Origin of the sequence: Helicobacter kayseriensis, assembly GCF_021300655.1 — a bacterium.
GTDB classification, from domain to species: Bacteria; Campylobacterota; Campylobacteria; order Campylobacterales; family Helicobacteraceae; genus Helicobacter_G; species Helicobacter_G kayseriensis.
In genome coordinates, this window is sequence record NZ_JAJTNB010000005.1 from 63,447 (window position 1) to 82,053 (window position 18,607).

At 37.6% G+C, this 18,607-nt stretch carries 16 protein-coding genes; 8 read left to right on the plus strand and 8 right to left on the minus strand.

Going from position 1 to position 18,607, the window contains the following annotated elements:
- Position 1: 1 nt before the first annotated feature.
- The 5 genes from mtaB to LW137_RS05055 are packed head-to-tail and all read right to left on the minus strand — an operon-like array spanning position 2 to position 6,862.
- Positions 2-1,243, minus strand: coding sequence for a tRNA (N(6)-L-threonylcarbamoyladenosine(37)-C(2))-methylthiotransferase MtaB (mtaB, locus tag LW137_RS05035; protein WP_233033819.1), 1,242 nt, complete (start codon positions 1,241-1,243; stop codon positions 2-4).
- On the minus strand, positions 1,221-2,816 hold the full coding sequence (locus tag LW137_RS07245) for a mechanosensitive ion channel family protein (protein ID WP_233033821.1): 1,596 nt from the start codon (positions 2,814-2,816) through the stop codon (positions 1,221-1,223). The genes mtaB and LW137_RS07245 overlap by 23 nt, the downstream gene beginning before the upstream one ends.
- 23 nt (positions 2,817-2,839) lie before the next feature.
- Positions 2,840-3,856 carry a 3-dehydroquinate synthase gene (gene aroB / locus LW137_RS05045; RefSeq protein ID WP_233033823.1) on the minus strand — a complete coding sequence of 339 codons (1,017 nt, stop codon included), beginning with the start codon at positions 3,854-3,856 and terminating at the stop codon, positions 2,840-2,842.
- Positions 3,856-5,253, minus strand: coding sequence for a TrkA C-terminal domain-containing protein (locus LW137_RS05050; protein WP_233033825.1), 1,398 nt, complete (start codon positions 5,251-5,253; stop codon positions 3,856-3,858). The genes aroB and LW137_RS05050 overlap by 1 nt, the downstream gene beginning before the upstream one ends.
- Before the next feature lie 58 nt (positions 5,254-5,311).
- Complete coding sequence (locus LW137_RS05055; protein ID WP_233033826.1) at positions 5,312-6,862, minus strand: sodium:solute symporter family transporter; 1,551 nt, start codon at positions 6,860-6,862, stop codon at positions 5,312-5,314.
- Positions 6,863-6,964: 102 nt separating this feature from the next.
- Here LW137_RS05055 and tgt point away from each other — a divergent pair, with 102 nt between their 5' ends.
- Genes tgt through LW137_RS05085 form a run of 6 tightly spaced genes read left to right on the plus strand, consistent with a single transcriptional unit; the run spans position 6,965 to position 13,012 of the window.
- Entirely contained in the window at positions 6,965-8,119 is a 1,155-nt protein-coding gene (gene tgt / locus LW137_RS05060; protein ID WP_233033828.1) for a tRNA guanosine(34) transglycosylase Tgt, read from the plus strand.
- A complete protein-coding gene (locus LW137_RS05065; RefSeq protein WP_233033830.1) occupies positions 8,085-8,795 on the plus strand; it encodes a hypothetical protein in 711 nt (236 codons plus the stop codon). The genes tgt and LW137_RS05065 overlap by 35 nt, the downstream gene beginning before the upstream one ends.
- A 3-nt stretch (positions 8,796-8,798) precedes the next feature.
- The gene (locus tag LW137_RS05070; RefSeq protein WP_233033839.1) at positions 8,799-9,512 is read left to right on the plus strand and encodes a queuosine precursor transporter; all 714 of its coding nucleotides are present in this window, start codon (positions 8,799-8,801) and stop codon (positions 9,510-9,512) included.
- A 15-nt stretch (positions 9,513-9,527) separates the two neighbouring features.
- The gene (locus tag LW137_RS05075; protein ID WP_233033840.1) at positions 9,528-10,736 is read left to right on the plus strand and encodes a M48 family metallopeptidase; all 1,209 of its coding nucleotides are present in this window, start codon (positions 9,528-9,530) and stop codon (positions 10,734-10,736) included.
- A gap of 2 nt (positions 10,737-10,738) precedes the next feature.
- Positions 10,739-11,593: a N5-glutamine methyltransferase family protein gene (locus LW137_RS05080; protein ID WP_233033842.1), complete on the plus strand. Its 855-nt coding sequence runs from the start codon at positions 10,739-10,741 to the stop codon at positions 11,591-11,593.
- A gap of 42 nt (positions 11,594-11,635) precedes the next feature.
- Positions 11,636-13,012, plus strand: coding sequence for a dicarboxylate/amino acid:cation symporter (locus LW137_RS05085; protein WP_233033844.1), 1,377 nt, complete (start codon positions 11,636-11,638; stop codon positions 13,010-13,012).
- Here the strand turns inward: LW137_RS05085 and miaA are convergent.
- From miaA to fliW, 3 genes are read right to left on the minus strand one after another with little or no spacing between them, the layout of a single operon-like run.
- The gene (gene miaA, locus LW137_RS05090; protein ID WP_233033846.1) at positions 13,009-13,986 is read right to left on the minus strand and encodes a tRNA (adenosine(37)-N6)-dimethylallyltransferase MiaA; all 978 of its coding nucleotides are present in this window, start codon (positions 13,984-13,986) and stop codon (positions 13,009-13,011) included. The genes LW137_RS05085 and miaA overlap by 4 nt on opposite strands.
- A 3-nt stretch (positions 13,987-13,989) precedes the next feature.
- On the minus strand, positions 13,990-14,769 hold the full coding sequence (locus LW137_RS05095; RefSeq protein ID WP_233033847.1) for a pyrroline-5-carboxylate reductase: 780 nt from the start codon (positions 14,767-14,769) through the stop codon (positions 13,990-13,992).
- The gene (fliW, locus tag LW137_RS05100; RefSeq protein ID WP_233033848.1) at positions 14,769-15,170 is read right to left on the minus strand and encodes a flagellar assembly protein FliW; all 402 of its coding nucleotides are present in this window, start codon (positions 15,168-15,170) and stop codon (positions 14,769-14,771) included. The genes LW137_RS05095 and fliW overlap by 1 nt, the downstream gene beginning before the upstream one ends.
- A 212-nt stretch (positions 15,171-15,382) precedes the next feature.
- Between fliW and LW137_RS05105 the strand changes: the two genes are divergently transcribed.
- A complete protein-coding gene (locus LW137_RS05105; RefSeq protein WP_233033849.1) occupies positions 15,383-16,102 on the plus strand; it encodes an outer membrane protein assembly factor BamD in 720 nt (239 codons plus the stop codon).
- Positions 16,103-16,111: 9 nt separating this feature from the next.
- Entirely contained in the window at positions 16,112-18,481 is a 2,370-nt protein-coding gene (gene lon, locus LW137_RS05110) for an endopeptidase La (protein ID WP_233033854.1), read from the plus strand.
- Positions 18,482-18,607 lie beyond the last annotated feature (126 nt).

Genomic DNA, 18,607 nt, shown 5'->3' on the forward strand with positions numbered 1-18,607 from the left:
CTTATAGTTGAGTAAAGTTGTGTTCTTGTGTGATTGTATAAGAATTAATCTCAACCCATCCTGAAAGTTTTTGAGAGGATTGGATTTTGACTTTGTTGAAAAATTGATCAAAGCCTTGGAAAGTTTCATCTCTTTGGTTTTCAATAAGGACTTTTAGGGGAACTTCGGCATATTTTTGACGGAAGTTAAAATTATTTTGAGCAATCAATTGGTTGATCATGTGTAGGCGTTTTTTGGCTTGATCTCCATTGATGCGTGGAGTCATTGAGGCTGATGGGGTCCCACTTCTTGGGCTATAGATAAAGGGGTGGATATGTGTGAGAGGAAAAAGCTTTAGGTTCTCATAAGCTTCATTCCAAACCTCCTCACTCTCTCCAGGATGTCCCACAATATAATCACTTCCTAGGGCAAAGCCTTTTGAGGCGATTTTTTCAAAAAGCTCTAGGTCTGTTTTGAAGCGATTGTGTCGATTCATAATCTCAAGCATACGATCGTGGGTATATTGAAGTGCGATGTGAAGATGGCGCTCTAAAAACTCTTCCCCCAAAAGTTCCAAAAACTCCTCATCAATCTGGCTTGGTTCAAGAGATCCTAAGCGGATGCGTTTAATGTTTGGAATCTTAGCAATCTGCTTGATGAGTTTAGCGACAGAAGTTTGTGTGTCCTTGCCATAGCTTCCCATATTTGTGCCTGTAAGAACAACTTCTTTGATTCCTTCTTGTGCAAGAGTTTGGATTTGAGTAAGGATTCTTTCTTGTGGAAGACTTCGGGCCTTCCCTCTAGAGAAGGGAATGATGCAATAACTACAAGTAAAATCACACCCTTCTTGGATTTTGATAAATGCTCTGCTTTTTCCTACAAACTCACTCACAAGGGTTTGGTCGATATGGGTTTGGTTTTGGGTAGGGAGGAAGAATTTGGTCTTATTTTTAAGAAGAGTGTTGATGTTTTCTTTGTGGTCATGGGCAAACACTCCAGAAACTTGTGGATATACTTCTTTGCCTTTTGTGGCAACACCACATCCTGTAAAATAGATTTTTTTCCCTTTTTTTTGGATTTTATTGAGGTATTGTCTTACACCAGAATCTGCTCCATTTGTCACAGTGCAAGAATTGATGATCACGATATGGGCTTCTTCTTCATTTTGTGTAAGTTCAAAATCTTTTAAATTTTCAATCATCACTTGGGTGTCAAATAAATTTGTGCGACACCCAAAGGTTTTAAAAAACACTTTTGGTTTCATGTTTGTCTCCATGAGTAAATCGTTCCCAAACCCCATCGCTTCCAGTATTGACGAGTTTTGTGGTGTTGTAGGCAATTTTGATATCCTGCTCTTTGGACAAAAGATCAATGATTTCCCCAGAAATATTGCTTCGGACATTGAGCGTTGTGAAAGCATTGGTTTGATACCACACAGAGATTCTCATCCCACTTGCTTCAATCATATTAAATACTCGAGGTTCAAGGCTGATGCGTTTGAGTGAATAGCGCTCTTTGAGGCGTGACATACGCTTTTTGCCAATCTCAATGTGAGGTTTGGAGTATTTGCGTGCGACTTCTGTGGCAATTTCAACGGCTTTTTTATAATTGCTATCAAAAGTGATTGTGAAATCAATCCCATCCCAGATTGTCGTCATTCCTCCATGTGTGTAATTAGAGATTACGGTATTGAAGATGAAATTGTTGGGGATGAAGATAATCCTTCCAGCACGGCGTGTTTCTACATAAGTATTGTATGTCACATCTTCCAAAAGGGTAATGCGTGTCATTGAGATATCCAAAATATCTCCTACATAGGTTGTGCTGTCTTTGTGAATCCTGATGCGATCTCCTGCATGTAGTGCCCCACCAACAACAATCACAAACCATCCCAATACACTCATAAAAAGATCACGCATCGCAAAAGCAAGACCAGCTGAAACAAAACCTAAGAATGTCACCAAATAAGTGATGTTGTTGAGATAGCTTAAAAGCAAGATTAAAATAATCAGTGTGATATAAGAAAAGTTGATGATTTTGTTGGCGATATAGAGTCTTTCATGATCGAGATATTTGCGCAATGCCATCTTAATCGCAAGTGCGATAAAAAATACAACTAGGCATAAAATGGTGATATAGATTGTTTTGAGGGTTTGTTTTTGGATTTGAGAGGTGATACTTAGATCAAGCTCTGTAACACGTCTTCCAAAAACCTCAAGAGATGTTTCAAGGATACTTTGTGCAGATTGAAAATCAAGCTTCATGCTTTGAATTTTTTGTAATTCTTTGAGGGTCTCATATTGTTGTTGTTTGTCTTGAAGTTTAAGTAGTTGGGTAAGAAGATCTTTTTTTTGATCCAAAAGAGCAAGGGTTTCTTTGAGTGTTTTTTGGTTGGTTTGGAGAGTCTTTTCCTGTGCTTTGATTTGTTTGAGGAAGTTGATCCCAGTAAAGATTGCAATAGGATTTGTCACTCTTGGAATATCTTCAATCTCTTTGACTTCTGTAAGTTCGCGATAGGGATTTCCCTCATAATCTGAGAAGAAATTTTTCTGTCTTTGGAGTGCTTCTAGGCGATTGGAGAGGATTTGAAATTCTTCAGGATTTTTGGAGGAAGGCTTTGTGTGCTTGAGTTTCCACTGAATGGTTTTGATTTGGTTGTTGATAGAGGTATATTTAAGATAGCTGTTATATCTTCTAATCCAAAGATTCTCATTTCCATTGAGTGATTTGTTGATGACTTTGATCTCATCAGTAATGCTTTGCAAGGTTTCCTGTTGGCTTGTAGAGAGTTTTTTCTCTTGGGGAGCATTAGAAGAATATAGTGTAAGAATTAGCACAAAAAAGAGAAAGAATAGTTTTTTCATTTTGCAAACTCGTTTAGAATTTTTTTGATTTCCTCAACTGGTGGATAAAAAAAGTCAAATGAACCAATTGCAAGTGGAAGTATAAATTTAATTTGTTGATTTTGGGTTTTTTTATCTAAAAAAAGTGATTGAAAAAAGACATCAGGGTTTTGAATCTTATAAGAAGTGGGAAGATTGTGGAGCTTAAGAAGAGAAAGGACTTGTGATGATTCTTGAAATCCTGCAATCTTACTTGCAAGAGTATTGGCCATAACCATACCAATACTGACTGCTTCACCATGTAAAAAGTTTTGAAAATTTTGCTCTTTTTCAATCGCATGCCCAAAGGTGTGTCCATAATTTAGGGCGGAGCGAAGGTGAGATTCTCTTTCATCTTGAGAGACAATGTTGGCCTTGATTGAGATGCTTTGGAAAATGATTTCTAGAAGATGATTTTGCACATAGGACACATCAAAGAGTTTCTCAAATAGTTCTGGAGAGAAGCAAACTGCCATTTTGATCACTTCTGCCATTCCTGCATTGAATTCTCTTGGAGGGAGAGATTTTAAGAAGAGAGGAGAAATCAGGACTTGAGATGGATGATGAAACAAACCAATCAAATTTTTCCCAAAAGGAGAATTAACTCCACATTTTCCCCCCACACTGGCATCCACTTGAGCTAAAAGTGTTGTGGGAATATTATAAAAATCAATTCCACGCATATAAAGACCACTTGCCAATCCTACAAGATCGCTAATGATTCCTCCTCCTAGAGCGATCATTGTGCTTTTGCGATCAAGTTTGCATGCAAAGGCAAAGTGTAAGATTTGCTCAAGTGTTTGGAAATTTTTGTTTTCTTCTCCTCCTTGAAGAACTAGAGAAAAGACTTGAGGGGCTTTGATTTTTTGAGAAATCAAATCAAGATAGAGTGAGGCAACATTTTTTTCAGTGATGATTAAAACACTCCCATCAAAGACCAATTCTTCGGGTTCTCCAAAAAAGATAGTGCTTGAGTGAAGATGAATAGTTTGCATTAGGAAATAGGGATCAGAATCTGTGGGTATTTGTTGAGCTTGAGTGCGTGGAATGTGAGTTGCGTGGAGAGTGCCCCAGAAATTGTGTTGCTAATTGATGCCAAATTGAGTGGGAGGAATTGCAAGATCGGCTTTTCTAGCTCCAAGAGATAGATCACGGGATTTTTTGTATTGCTTTTGATGAGGTGGATAGGTTTGTTAAAAATTTGTGAGAGATTTTTGTAAGTCTTAAAAGATTCTGTATGAAAGTGTCCATCAACATCAAAATCATAAAGTTCAAAATCTAATTGCAATTGAGAAGCAATATCTAGTGTAATAGAAGCAATATTTTGATCTTCTTCTAAAAATGAAAGACTAGAGTGGCAATCTTGGATGCTGACTTGTGAGGTTTTAAATGTGGGGATTGAAAGTTCAAAGAGAGTTTTTTTGATCTCAAGAGAATGAAAAAATTTATAGTGCATAATGGCTAGACCGATGCGTTTTTTATGATGATTTTGCAAAATTTCTGTCAATTTTTGTGTGCTATAGTCAATATAGACATTGATGTGCTCATCTTGAATGCATTTGATGTGGTTGATTAGATCAAATCTCTTGGGATTGAGGAGTGTAATGATGAGTTGATTGCAATTAAGATGCTTATGCAGAAAGAGTGCCTCACCGATGTCTTGCAGGATTTCATTTTCATTTTGTAAATCCTCATCAAGATATAAAAACAAATCTTTTCCAAAAGGGATAGGGAATTGTCCCAAAGAGCTTGTGATTTGTCGATAGACATTTTGAAGAATGCTAGGGTTGCCAATAGCAAGAAGTCTGTCGTTGGGTTGCAGACTTAGAGAATAGGTTCCAAGCAAGAGTTCTTCACCGCGATAAACTCCAGCGATTTTCCATTCTTTTTGAGAGATAGAGCCAATTGTACGATAGCAATATACGCTTCCTGATGGAATAGGGATTTCCATCACTTCTCCTTTCCCCAATCCTAGATCTTGAATGGGGGTGGGGATATTGGGAAGATAGGTAAGGAGTTTATTGCTTGCTAGGAGTGGAGAAGAAATTTCTTCTAAAAGTGGATCTTGGATCTCAAGAGATTGTGTAGAGTGAAAGATAATGTGCGCTAGAGGAAAGAGATCACGAATAGTGGAGTAGGTCATTTGGCATTCTTGAAAATCCTCAAAGACCAAAAAAATAAGATCAAGATCAAAAGCAAGTGTGCGTTGAATCTTGGGCTTTGAGCTTGGATCAAAACAATAAAAAGAAAAATTGTCAGGATAAGATGGAGGGATAAGATCGGGATTGGGTGTAATGACTGTATAAAAATTGGAGCTATGAAAAGACAGAAGAAGCTTGTCTAAAAAAAATTGAGCACATTTTCCCTCTAAAATCAATGCAATCTGTTTCATAAATCTATCTTATCTCTCTTTAAGTGTTGTCTTAAATCATAAATCAACTTGCGCAATTTTAGCCTAAATGCATAGAGGGCAAAAGCCAAAGAAAGAGAAAAAATGCACAACAAAACAAAAAGAGCAAAAGGGAATCAAAATCAAAAAGATTTTTCCAAGAAAAGTGAAATTTTGGAAGCTGATGATTTGTTTGGGTTTTGAAACATAAGCTTGAAAGGTAGCCCACGATCAAAGTGATCATCAGTCCAATTGGTGCATTCCACATCCAAAAGAAATTAAAAAGAGTTGATGCAAAAATAACCCCAATGATTCCAGCAAAAAAGCCAATCATTGCACCATTTTCATTGCTTCTTTGAGTGAAGATTCCTAGCAAAAAGACTCCTAAGACAGATCCCAAAATGAAAGAAGCATATTGAGTGATGAGTTCAAGGATTGACATTTGTGATTGTGAGAGATTGAGTGCAAGAAGAAGAATGAGCAAGCCTAAGAAGACGCCAACGATTCGTATGATCAAAATAGGATTGTTATGCTTTGCAAAGCGCGCAAGATAGGGATCAAAGAAATCTTTCATAAACACTGTTGTCATTGAGTTTATAGAAGAGTCGATACTGCTCATTGTAGCTGCAAAGATTGCCACCAAAAAAATCCCCAATACTCCTTGTGGAATCTCTTGCAAGACAAAAGAGATGAGGGCATCATTGGGATTTGAAAAAGAAAGATTGTTTTGATAGAAGAGATATAGTCCCAATCCTAAAACCAAAAAAAGAAAAGTTTGTATTAGGTTGATCACGCTACCTGCATAGAGGGATAGGCGAGCATTTTTAAGATTTTTCGCACTTAAGATTCTTTGAATTTGTGTTTGCTCTGTTCCATAATATGCAAGATGTATGATACCTCCGCCTATGATTCCAGCCCAAACTGTATTGGGAGCTTCAAAGGCAAAAGAAAAATCAAGTGCATTGAGCTTATTTTGAGTAATCAATGCAGAGAGGGATTCTTGCGGGGAGAGTGGAAGCAGGAGAAAAAGAAAGAAAAGTAAAAGAGCAAGCCCTATCCACATAATCAATAGCTGAAGTCCATCACTTAAGATCACAGAGCGAATTCCACCCAAAGTGGTGTAAAGCAATGCAAAAAGCACAATCAGACAAATGGTAATTTCAATAGGAAAAGAAAGGATGCGTGAGAGAATCAAAGAGGGTACATAAATGATCACGCTTGCAATCAATATGGTTTTAATAAGGTAAAACAGAGCAAGAATATTTTTGAGATTTTTTCCAAAGCGAAGTTGGAGATATTCATAAATGGATGTGATGTTGAGATGATAAAAATATGGAATCAAAGTTTTGCTTGCAATCCAAGCAACAAGGGGCAGGTTCAAAAAGAGTGCAATTGCCTTGAGCCCAGTTTGATATGACCAGCTTGGAGCCCCTATGAAAGTGATCGCACTCACTTGAGTAGCCACAATAGAAATGCCAATAATGGGCCAGCCAAAATGCCTACCTGCAAGAAAGAAGTCAGAAGATGTTTTGATTTTTTTGCAAGAGGAGAGTCCAATCCAGACAATCAAAACAAAATAAGCCAATAAAAAAATCCAATCGATCTTATTCATGGGGCGGGATTGTAGCAGAAGATTTTCTTATGTTTTAGAGACTTGCGGGTTTGGCAGAGGATTAAAACTTGTTAAAATTTTAATTTTTCAAAGGAGAAAAGGGTGTTTGAGCTATTGCAAAAAGATGGGAATGCAAGGGCAGGGAAAATCAAGCTTGCACATGGAGATGTGCAGACTCCTGTTTTTATGCCTGTTGGGACTCAAGGTGTGATTAAGGGGCTAGATTGTTTTGATGTGACAAATCACCTAGGTGCAGAAATTATTTTGGGAAATACTTATCATTTATATCTTAGGCCAACAGCACAGAGGGTGAGATACTTTGGGGGATTGCATGGGATGAGTGGATATAGGGGGAATTTTTTGACTGATAGTGGAGGATTCCAAGCTTTTAGTTTAGGAGGAAAAAGAAAAGAAGAGGGGATTGAGTTTAAATCCCATATTGATGGGAGCAAGCATTTCTTTACCCCCTCAAAGGTGCTTGATATCCAATATGATCTTAATAGTGATATTATGATGGTTTTGGATGATTTGGTTGGGTTGCCTGCAAGTAAGGAGAGGATTGAAGAATCAATTCATCGCACAACAAAGTGGGCACAAGAAAGTCTAGAACATCATCTTAAGCAACTCTTGCAGAATAAAGCTCAAAGCAATCATCTTTTTGCGATTGTGCAGGGGGGGACAGATGAGCATTTTCGAAAGATGAGCGCAACTGCTTTGGTGGAGCTTAGTGCAAAAAAAGAGGGGGTAGAAAAAAGATTTGATGGTTTTGCTATAGGTGGGCTTGCTGTAGGAGAAAGTGCAGAAGAAATGTATGAAACGCTTGATTTTACTCTTCCTTTTCTTCCAAGTGATAGACCACGCTATCTAATGGGTGTTGGAACACCTGAGAATATTCTTGAGGCAATCTCAAGAGGAGTGGATATGTTTGATTGTGTGATGCCTACACGCAATGCACGCAATGGGAGTATTTTCACAAGTCGTGGAAAAATTTCAATCAAATCTTCCATTCATGCGCTGGAGGATTTTGCTCTTGATGAGGAGTGTGATTGTTATACTTGTCAGAATTTCTCACGCGGATATTTGCATCATTTGTTTAGAAGTCATGAAATCACATATCATCGATTGGCCACAATTCATAATCTCAGGTTTTATCTTAATTTGACTAGAGGGGCAAGATTGGCGATTGTAGAGGGAAGATTTCAGCAGTACAAACAAGAATTTTATGAAAAACAGAGGAGGGGAAGTGGGAGAGCTTAAACGCTATGGTTTGATTGAGACAAAACATAAACGAGAGATTGTTTTGCTTCAAGGGAGTGGTTGTCGCTATAAGCATTGTCGTTTTTGCGATTATTATCTAGATGTTTCTAATCAGCAAGAAGAGATTAATGCTAAGGCTTTAAGTTGTGTAAGTGGAAAATATGGAGTGTTAGAAGTGATCAATTCGGGGAGTTTTGGTGAGCTAAGTATGCAAACTCTTCACAAAATCAAAGAAATTGCTTCTCAAAAAAAGATCACTCAATTGATCTTTGAATGCCACTATCTTTATAGAGATGAGATTCCAAATCTAAAAGAGTTTTTTAAAGATTTTAAAGTGAAGATTAAATTGGGTTTGGAGAGCTTTGATGAAGCATTCCGTGAAGGAGTGCTAAGAAAGGGAATCAAAGAAAAAAATTATGCTCAAATTGCAAAAGATTTTGATGAGGCAAATTTTCTTGTAGGTATCAAAGGTCAGAATATTAAGATGATTGAGAAGGATTTGGAGCTTGGCTTGGAGCTTTTTGAGAGAATTTGTGTCAATGTGATGTGCAATAATTCCAAAATGCAAGCAGACCAAACAATCATTGATGAATTTTTGCAGACAATTTATCCTAGATATCAAGATAATGAGCGGATTGACTTTTTATTGAGTAATACAGATTTTGGAGTCGGTTGAGAAATGATAAATGAAATATTATTGTGTCTTAGTCTTTTGATGACTTATGGGGGTGTGATCGTATCTTATACATTATTTGGAAGAAGGGGGCTTTTGGTTTTTGGTGTATTTGCAACGATTGTGGCAAATATTGAAGTGAGCCTTTTGATCGATGCTTTTGGTGTGACGCAAACTTTGGGAAATGTTCTTTTTGCTTCAACCTTTTTGATAACAGATGCATTGAGCGAAATAAAAGGGAAAGATGAGGCAAAAAAAGCTGTTGGAATCACCCTCTTTTTTAGTGCTTTGTTTTTGATGTTTTCGCAACTTTGGTTGCACTATCTGCCTATTGATCATCAAGCAGGAGAGAGTTTTCAAAAAGTTTTTGCACAAACTCCTAGAATCATTATTGCTTCTTTATTGGTTTTTGCCATCGCTTCTTATTTGGATGTTTGGCTTTATCATTGGTGGTGGAAATGGAGTATTAGGCTTTGTGGAGAAAGGGAAAGATGGCTTTGGCTCCGCAATAATGGATCAACATTGATTTCTCAATTTGTCAATACGATTTTATTTACTATATGTGCTTTTTGGGGAGTCTATCCTTTGGATGTATTAATTCAGATTATTTTGTCAAGCTATCTTATTTTTGTTTGCTTAGCAATTTTAGATACCCCAGTGCTCTATTTGCTTGTTTGTTTAGCCAAACGAAAAAATGATTATGATTTGAGAAAAATTTAATTTGGATGAAATGATATGAATTATGAATTAATTACTTTTTATTTGATTTGTTTTGTGATTCCAAATCTTTTTTTGAATATTTTGCAATATCGTCATATTCAAAAAACGATGCAATTTGATGCGGTGCTATTATCTCCCAAAGATTATCTTGAGGCTGGGCATTATGCTTTGGCTAAGTTGCGTCTGTCGATTTTTCAAGATCTTTTTGGTTTTGCATTTTTTGTATTTTGGATTTTATATGGATTGAAATGGCTCAATCTTGTTGATTTTTTTGCTCATGGATTTGGGAATCAAGTCTTAATCGTTTTGGGACTTTTGGTCTTTATGCAAATCTTTCATCTTCCTTTTAAGTATTGGCAAGAAATGGTGATTGATAAGCAATATGGCTTCAGTCATCAAACGATCAAATTGTTTTTGATGGATTTTGTAAGAGGAATGTCGCTCTTGGTAGTTGCGGGTAGTTTGGTGTTGTATGGATTGGTTTTGTTGATTCATTATTTGCAAACTTGGTGGCTTTGGTGTGCAGTTTTTGTTTTTGCAACTGTGCTTATGATCAACTTTTTGTATCCCACTTGGATTGCACCTCTTTTTAATACCTTCACCCCCTTGCAAGATTCTCTATTGCAAGAAAAGATTGAAGGGTTGATGAAAAGTGTAGGTTTTCAAAGCAGTGGTATTTTTGTCATGGATGCAAGCAAGAGAGATGGCCGACTCAATGCATATTTTGGAGGATTTGGAAAAAATAAGCGTGTTGTTTTATTTGATACCTTGCTTGAAAAGATCAGCTCTGAGGGTTTGATTGCAATTTTGGGTCATGAACTTGGGCACTTTAAACATAAAGATTTGGTTTTTGGCATTGTTGTTCAAGGTGTGTTTTTGTTTTGTATTTTTTATTTGTTGGGATCTTTGCCCCAATCTTTGTTTGAAGGATTGGGATTGTCTCAAACACCAGCCAATCTTTTGATGCTTTTATTGTTGATGATGCCTTTGATTGCATTTTGGTTTTTGCCATTTGTGGGATTTTTTTCTAGAAAAGCAGAGTATAGAGCAGATGCCTTTGGTGCATCTTTGAGTTCCAAAAAGGCTTTGGCGCAAGCACTTGTTCGACTTGTGGAGAAAAATAAATCTTTTCCACACTCTCATCCTTTATATATTTGTTTTCACTATACACACCCCCCTCTTTTAGAGCGTCTAAAAGCTTTGGATTATGAAATATCAAGATAAAAATGGATAAAAAAGCGATTCGAGATGCTCTTGCTTTTGGGGTGCAAGAGCTTGCGCAACTAGATCGTCCTAGATTAAAATCTGAGATTTTACTTGCATATATTTTGGGCGTGGAGAGGACTTATTTGCATGCTTTTAGTGAAAAGGAATTGCAAAAAGAAGACTTTGAGAAATTCCAAGCAAAGATTGCTAGGGCAAAAAGCCATATGCCTATTGAGTATTTGACTGAAAGGGTTGGTTTTTATGGATATGTATGGAATATCAAAGAGGGAGTTTTGATCCCCCGTCCAGAGACGGAGATTTTGATTGAAAAAGCAAGCGAGTTGATTCAAAAACATCATATTAAATATGTTTTTGAATTTGGTATGGGAAGTGGAATAATTGGTATCACTTTAGCTCTTTTGCATCCAGAGATTGAAGTTGTGGGGAGCGATATTAATCCACTAGCATTGCAAGTTAGTCAAATAAATTTGGACTTTTTTTGCAAAAATTATGACAAAACTCTTGAAAATCGTGTTAAATTCGCAAGGACCAATATCTTAGAGGATGTGGGATTATTGCATTGCAAAACATTTGATTTGCTCGTATCCAATCCTCCCTATATTGGGCTTGATTATTCTTTGCCGCCCAATGTTAGATATGAACCAAAAGAAGCCTTATTTGGTGGAGAAGGGGGAGAGGAAATACTGTATGCCTTAGTAGATAGGGTATGTGAGTGTTCTATTCCATTTATGGTTTGTGAAATGGGATATGATCAAAGAGCAAAGATGCAAAAGAAGCTTCAAGATAAGTTTTCTTTTGAGTTTTATCAAGATCTAAGTGGGTTGGATCGCGGTTTTCTAGCAACTTTAAGATAGAGATCAAAAGCTCAAGTTTTGAGCACAACATAAGGAGAATCTATGACTTTGTTTTTACAAAACTTTTTTTTACTTTCATCGTGGGGAACTTTACTTGCACTATGTGTTTTGGCTTGTATTTTTTTGTTGCTTAGGCAGGTTAGGAAATATTTAAGTTTTTCTCAAAGAATGTTTTTGGGACTTTTATGTGGAGTGGGATTTGGATTTGGGATGCAATATTTTGCAGGATTTCCACAAAAAGGTGTATCTGAACTCTCAAATGCATTGATTTGGTATAGCCAAACTTATGCGTGGATAAATTTTCTTTCTGCAATCTTTGTCAATTTCTTAAAGCTCATTGTCGTGCCAATTGTTTTGATTGGTATTTTGTATGTCATCTTGAATCTAAGAAGTGATATTAAACTTTCCTCAATGTTTTCTCGTAGTCTTTTTTGGCTTTTATTAACAACTGGGATTGCTTCTGGGATCGCAGTTTTGTTGGGGACTTATTATGCTTTGGGTGAAGGATTTTTGCTTGATGGATCAAAAGAGATTAGAGAAGTTCAAGGGCTAGATCAAATTTTGTTGGGGCTTATGCCAAGCAATATCATTGAGACAATGGCAAAAAATGCTGTTGTAGGTGTTGTGATTTTTGCGATGATTTTTGCCTTAAGTATTCGATCTGTGGGAGATGAACATCCTTTTTATCAATCATTTGTAAGATGTGTTGATTTTTTGCATCAAGTGATGATGAAGATTGCAATGCTTGTGATTGAATTTATGCCATATGCTGTAGTCACAATGATTTCAGGAGTTTTGATGAGATATGGTATTGAGGCTGTTTCTCCTGTTTTGAAATTTATCGCTTTGATTTATCTCAGTGCTCTTTGTGTGTTTGTTGTGCATGCTATTGTGTTGTCTTTGCATGGATTAAATCCACTGCTTTATTTTAAAAAGGCTATCCCTGCGCTTATGATGGCTTTCACTTCAAGATCAAGTGTTGCCACTCTTCCTGTAACGATTGATGTGCTTGAGAAGAGAATGGGTGTGAGTTCTATGAGCTCTTCTTTTGTCGCAACTTTGGCGACAACAATTGGTGCAAATGGGTGTGCAGGATATTTTGGCGGACTTGTAGGCGTTTTTGCTTTTCATGCTTTGGGTATTGAGGTGGGGTTGGTTCAGGGGATCATGATCGTGCTTTTATCTATGGTTGCTTCTATTGGTGTGGCTGGGATTCCAGGGATTGCGACAATGGTGGCTTCGATTGTTTTGACAGGTCTTGGTATGGGTGAGCATTTTGGGATTTTGGCAATTGTTTTGGCGATTGATCCGATTATGGATATGGCAAGAACGATGAGCAATGTCAGCGGAGGGATGATTGCAAGTATTGCCGTGGATAAAGAGCTTGGAATGCTAGATGAGGAGAAATATAAAAGCTAGGGAATGATGCGGAGGAGTTCTTCAGAACTGCTCCAAATGATTCCTTCTTGAGCGTTTTGGATAGAAGAGGGGGGATGGATTGTTCCAAATTGTGTGCGATTAAAAGTGGTTTGGCGTTTGGCAAGTTGAGCTGTGTGGGTGGAAATAAGATCGCATAGTTCTTGAGTGTTTTTGGCAATGATTGGATTGCTTGGAGGAGTTTTACCCTGTAAAACTTCAAGTGGAGTTTGTGTGAGATATTCGATACTTTCGCGCACACCAATGGCATTGGCAGGTTGAATCAAATAATCATATTTTGTAAAGATGCTTTCGATCTCGTGAAGTAACCCTTGATTGAGCATTTTTTGCGTGCGTTGCATGATGCGATTTCTTAAGATGTCTCGATCAATTTTGATGGCATATTTTTCGATTGGGTATGGGAAGCTTTCTTTGGGGTATTTTGCAAAATATTGTGTAGGGGGCATCTGAGTGGAGAAATAAATCTCAAGAGCCTTGTGAAGACGATAGGTATCGTTGGGATGGATGTTGTAATCTGGGTCGATTTGTCGCAAAAATTGATATAAATCAGGGAGAGATTTGATTTTTTGTGCGATGTTTTGAGATTGCTCTATGTTTAGATAAGGATGAGGTGAGAGTCCTTCAAGAATACTTTTGAGGTAAAAGCTTGATCCTCCGATAATAAGGAGCGAAGAGCGTCCTTTTTGTTTGCTTCGTTTGATCGCCTCAAACAAAAGATTTCTAAAAAGCATTGCATTGTTTTTTTCATTGGGTTTGAGGATATTGATTCCATAGTGTGGGATTTGGCTTAGTTCTTTTAGAGAGGGTTTGGCAGAGGCGATGTCAAATTCTTGATAGATTGATAAAGAATCTAGAGAGAAAATATCGCAGTGTAATTTTTGAGCTAGCTCTAAGCCTAGAGCACTTTTTCCACTCCCACTCCCACCCAAAATAGCAATAAGCCGAAAATCACTCAAAGCTTAGATTTTTCCCTTAGCTTTTAAGACTGATTGATGAGAGGCTTCTTGCAAGATCCCCTTAAAGCCTTTATTTTCAAGATAAGCCAAGCCTTCTGCAGTAGTTCCTGCAGGGCTTGTCACCAGAGCTTTGATTTCTTGAGGAGAATGAGTCAAAAGAAGTTGTGCAAAACCCTCAAAAGTCGCATATACAAGTTCTCTGCTTTGAGAGAGCGGGATCCCCTCACGCACACCAGATTCGATTAAGGCCTCAGCCACAAGAGACAAAAAGGCAGGAGAGCTTCCATTGGTTGCAATACTTGCATCAATGAGTTCTTCACTTGCCAAAAGCGTTGCGCTTCCAAAAGCTTGAGTAAGTTTTTTTGCAAGAGTTTGTGCCTCAAGAGAACCTAGGCAAAAAAGACTTGTTGATGATTTTTGAATGCTTGCGCCAATGTTGGGCATAGAGCGAGCGAAGTTTTGGGCTTGCGGGAAATGTTTTTGAAGAGTTGCAATATCAACTCCTGCCATAACAGAATAGAGCAAAAAGAAAGATTGATGAATTTGAAAAGATTGGATACCTTTGGGTTTGATGCACAAAATCAAAGTGCTATCTTGAGATAAATGATCTTCAAGAGAGGGGATTGCTTGAGCATTTGGATATTTTGAAGCAAAAGCTTTGGAGCGCTCAAAATCACGACCATAAATTAAAAATGAACAATGAGAAAACATCTGATGAGTGGAAAAACCTTGCATCATAGAAGAAGCAAGATTCCCATATCCGACTAAGATAAATTTTTGCATTAAGATTGGGGAGCTTGGTCTTTGTAGTAGGAGTCGATAGATTCTGTCAATCCATATTGTGGATATTTTGTGCTATCTAAGACAACTTGAGCCATTGTTTTGTTTTTGACATTGAAAATCACAGGAGCCAAAAAGTTGATCGTTGATTGTTCGATAGGGGTTTGCAAGACCATAATATTTCCTACCAAAACATCTTCTTCGCTTTTGATCTCTAGCAAAAGTTCAAGAGCTGAGGGGATTTCAAAATCATATGGGCGTAAAGCAAAGGGGTTGATGAGTGTAAAGATTGGTGAGGAATCTTCATCGTTGGAGAGTTTCATAAAAAGATCATCAATCTTTTCAAGCCTCATTTTTTTCACATCTTCAAATCCTAAGATGGGTGACTTAACCTCAAAAACCATTTCTGTCTCCTGTGTTTCATTGAATTATAATTTCTAGGTCGATTGTAATCGTCATTTTTGGGCTATTCTATCCTAAAAAGTTTGAAAATTAACACATAAACTATGGTTGTGTGAGATATAATCGCACTCTTTTTGCAATGACTGTGTGTAATGTTTGACAGAATTCAATCTCTTGACTGCACAAACAATGATCAAAGATAGGACGAGTTGAGGTGAAAGATTTAGTAGCAAAAAAGGGGGCAGTAATTCTTGTTGTGTGTTTGGGTCTATTTTTTGCCTCATGTTCCAAAAAAACAGATGAGTATGATAAACCCGCGATGTATTGGTATGAGGAGATTTTCAAAGAAATTCGCTATGGCAATTTGGAATCTGCGGATACAAAGTTTTCTTCTTTGCAGAGTGAGCATGTGAATTCTCCATTGATTCCAGAAGCAATGCTTGCTTTGGGTCATGCTCATATGGCAGAAGATGAGTTTATTTTGGCTGAGTTTTATTTTGATGAGTATTTGAAGCGTTTTTCTAACCGCAAAAACTATAGCTATATCAATTATTTGAAGATTTTGGCGCGATATTACTCTTTCAAAAATCACAGCAAAGATCAGCAGTTTATGATTGATTCGATAGCTGATATACAAAATTATTTAGATGCTTATCCCAATGATATTTATACGCCTTTTGTGGCATATATCATGACTAAGTTCAAGCTGGGGATGGCAGAGCTAAACGCTTCGATTATCAATGTTTATAAAAAAGAAGGCAAAGAATATGCAGTCAAACTTTATCTTGAACGCAATGATCAGGATTTGAGAAAAAATTTTAGAAATGTGACAAATGGTGTGCCTTGGTATATGATGGAAGCTTTGGAGATAAAAAAGATTGATTATATTTTGCCCTCTTATGTGCCTTGGTATGTGATGATTTTTAATTGGTAGGAGAAATGAATGAATGAAGAATTGATGAAGATCGATATTATCGTTGAGGAAAACTTAAATGTTTATCCCTTTATGATTGCTCCAGTCTTTATCAGTAATCAAAAAAATATTCAAGCAATCAACAAAGCTTTCAAAGGGGATAAAAAACTTTTGATTGCATTTTTCAAAGAAGGTAGCAATGAGGAGTTTTATCCCGTTGGTGTTGTAGGTGAGATGATGCGTAAGGTCAGCTTGCCTGATGGTCGCGTTAAGATTCTCTTTAGGGGGATTGGCAAGGCTGTGATTGAGGAGTTGATCTCTAAAACTCCGCTTGAGGGGATTGTAAGACCCTTTGTTTATAAACCATACAATCAAGAGATGGCTGAGGCTACCCTTGAGGTTTTGCGTGAGCAACTCCAATACCTAGCAAATGTAAGCTCAAGTATCGCTCCAGAACTCTTAAGGGCAACTGAAGATTCATCAGACCCTAATCGCATCGTTGATTTGATCGCTTCAAGTCTTAAGCTCAAAAAAGCCCAAGCTTATGAGTTATTTTCAAAAAATGATGTGCAAGAAAGACTTTTGCATTTGATTGAGTTGATTGTCGCAGATATTGAGAATCAAAAACTTCAAAGAGAGATCAAAAATCGCGTTCAAACCAAAATGGATCGCGTCAATAAGGAATATTTCCTCAAAGAACAAATTCGCCAGATTCATAAGGAATTGGGGCTTGAGGGACAAAAAGAAGAAGAGATTGAACGCTATAGAGAAAAACTAGCCCACATTAGACCTCATATTACCGATGAGATCCATAAAGAGATCAAGCGTCAAATTGATCGCTTAAGCAAAATGAATCAAGATAGTGGGGATGCAAGCATTGTCCAAAATTACATTGAATGGGTGCTTGAGATTCCTTTTGGAAAAATGAGCAAAGAAAAGCTCTCTATTGCCAATGTTCAAAAACAGCTTGAGAGTGATCATTATTCTCTTAAAAAGCCCAAAGAGAGGATTGTAGAGTATTTTGCAGTGAAAGAGTTGCTTGCATTGAGGGGGAAAGATAGCAAGGATTCTAAAGGAACGATTTTGTGTTTTTATGGCCCTCCTGGTGTGGGGAAAACTTCTTTGGCCAACTCGATCGCTAAAGCGATGGGAAGATCTCTTGTGCGTTTGGCTCTTGGTGGGCTAGAAGATGTGAATGAGTTAAGAGGACATCGACGCACTTATCTTGGGGCGATGCCTGGGCGCATTACTCAAGGGCTTATTGATGCAAAGAGCATGGATCCTGTTATGGTTTTGGATGAGATTGATAAAGTAGGAAGAAGTTTTAGGGGAGATCCTACAAGTGTTTTGCTAGAGATTTTAGATCCTGAGCAGAATAAGGAATTTAGAGATTACTATACGAATTTCAATCTTGATTTGTCAAATGTCGTCTTTATCGCGACAGCAAATGATATTTCTCAAATCCCAGCCCCCCTTAGAGATCGAATGGAGTTTATCCATATTTCAAGCTACACCCCTCAAGAAAAAGAACAAATTGCAAAAAAATATCTCATCCCCCAAGAGCTCAAAAAGCATGGGCTCAAATCTTATGAGGTAAGCATCGCTAATGGGGCTTTAAAAGAAATTATCGAAAAATATACGCGAGAATCAGGTGTAAGAAACTTGCGTCGGCAGATCGCGACGATTATGCGAAAAAGTGCGCAAAAGATCTTGATTGATAGCACAAGCGGAGAGAAAAATAAAGTCTCTATCACACAAAAAAATCTCAACGAGTTTCTTGACAAGATTGTTTTTGAGATCGATCCTGCAGACAAGGTGGATCAAGTGGGAGTTGTGAATGGTTTGGCTTGGACTTCTGTGGGGGGAGATGTATTGAAAATCGAGGTAGCAAAGATTTTAGGGAAGGGGAGCTTGAATCTCACAGGAAGCTTGGGTGATGTGATGAAGGAGTCTGCACGGATTGCTCATTCTGTGGTGAAAGTGCTTCTTTCAGAAAAACTTCTCAAAAGCAATCTCAAAGCACCCAAAGATTCTAAAGAATCTAAGCCTATTTATGAATATTATGATCTTCACCTTCATGTTCCAGAGGGAGCTACACCCAAAGATGGTCCAAGTGCAGGGATCGCTATGGCTAGCGTGATTGCTTCTGTTTTGAGCGATCGAGCAGTTAGGGCTGATATTGCAATGACAGGAGAGCTAACATTGAGTGGGAAAGTCTTGCCTATTGGAGGACTTAAAGAAAAGTTGATTGCGGCACATAAGGCAGGGATCAAGAAAGTATTAATCCCTCTAAAAAATTATCAAAGAGATTTGGATGAGATACCAGAAGAGGTCAGAAAATCTCTTGAGATCATTCCTGTTGAAAAGATTTCTGAGGTTCTCAAAGAAGCATTGGTGTGAAGAGCTAAAAGCCTCCCCACCTTTTGGGTGGGGAATGACTTTAAAAGACACACACTATAAATTATGAAAAACTTTTGGAGCCTCCAAACACAAGAGGCTCCATGAAATCTTTCATTTCTTTCTCTT

Excerpts from the sequence above, each read along its gene's own strand:
- mtaB (WP_233033819.1), bottom strand. The coding sequence starts at position 1,243 with ATGAAACCAAAAGTGTTTTTTAAAACCTTTGGGTGTCGCACAAATTTA.
- aroB (WP_233033823.1), bottom strand. The coding sequence starts at position 3,856 with ATGCAAACTATTCATCTTCACTCAAGCACTATCTTTTTTGGAGAACCC.
- LW137_RS05050 (WP_233033825.1), bottom strand. The coding sequence starts at position 5,253 with ATGAAACAGATTGCATTGATTTTAGAGGGAAAATGTGCTCAATTTTTT.
- LW137_RS05055 (WP_233033826.1), bottom strand. The coding sequence starts at position 6,862 with ATGAATAAGATCGATTGGATTTTTTTATTGGCTTATTTTGTTTTGATT.
- LW137_RS05065 (WP_233033830.1), top strand. The coding sequence starts at position 8,085 with ATGAAAAACAGAGGAGGGGAAGTGGGAGAGCTTAAACGCTATGGTTTG.
- LW137_RS05070 (WP_233033839.1), top strand. The coding sequence starts at position 8,799 with ATGATAAATGAAATATTATTGTGTCTTAGTCTTTTGATGACTTATGGG.
- LW137_RS05075 (WP_233033840.1), top strand. The coding sequence starts at position 9,528 with ATGAATTATGAATTAATTACTTTTTATTTGATTTGTTTTGTGATTCCA.
- LW137_RS05080 (WP_233033842.1), top strand. The coding sequence starts at position 10,739 with ATGGATAAAAAAGCGATTCGAGATGCTCTTGCTTTTGGGGTGCAAGAG.
- LW137_RS05085 (WP_233033844.1), top strand. The coding sequence starts at position 11,636 with ATGACTTTGTTTTTACAAAACTTTTTTTTACTTTCATCGTGGGGAACT.
- LW137_RS05095 (WP_233033847.1), bottom strand. The coding sequence starts at position 14,769 with ATGCAAAAATTTATCTTAGTCGGATATGGGAATCTTGCTTCTTCTATG.
- fliW (WP_233033848.1), bottom strand. The coding sequence starts at position 15,170 with ATGGTTTTTGAGGTTAAGTCACCCATCTTAGGATTTGAAGATGTGAAA.
- lon (WP_233033854.1), top strand. The coding sequence starts at position 16,112 with ATGAATGAAGAATTGATGAAGATCGATATTATCGTTGAGGAAAACTTA.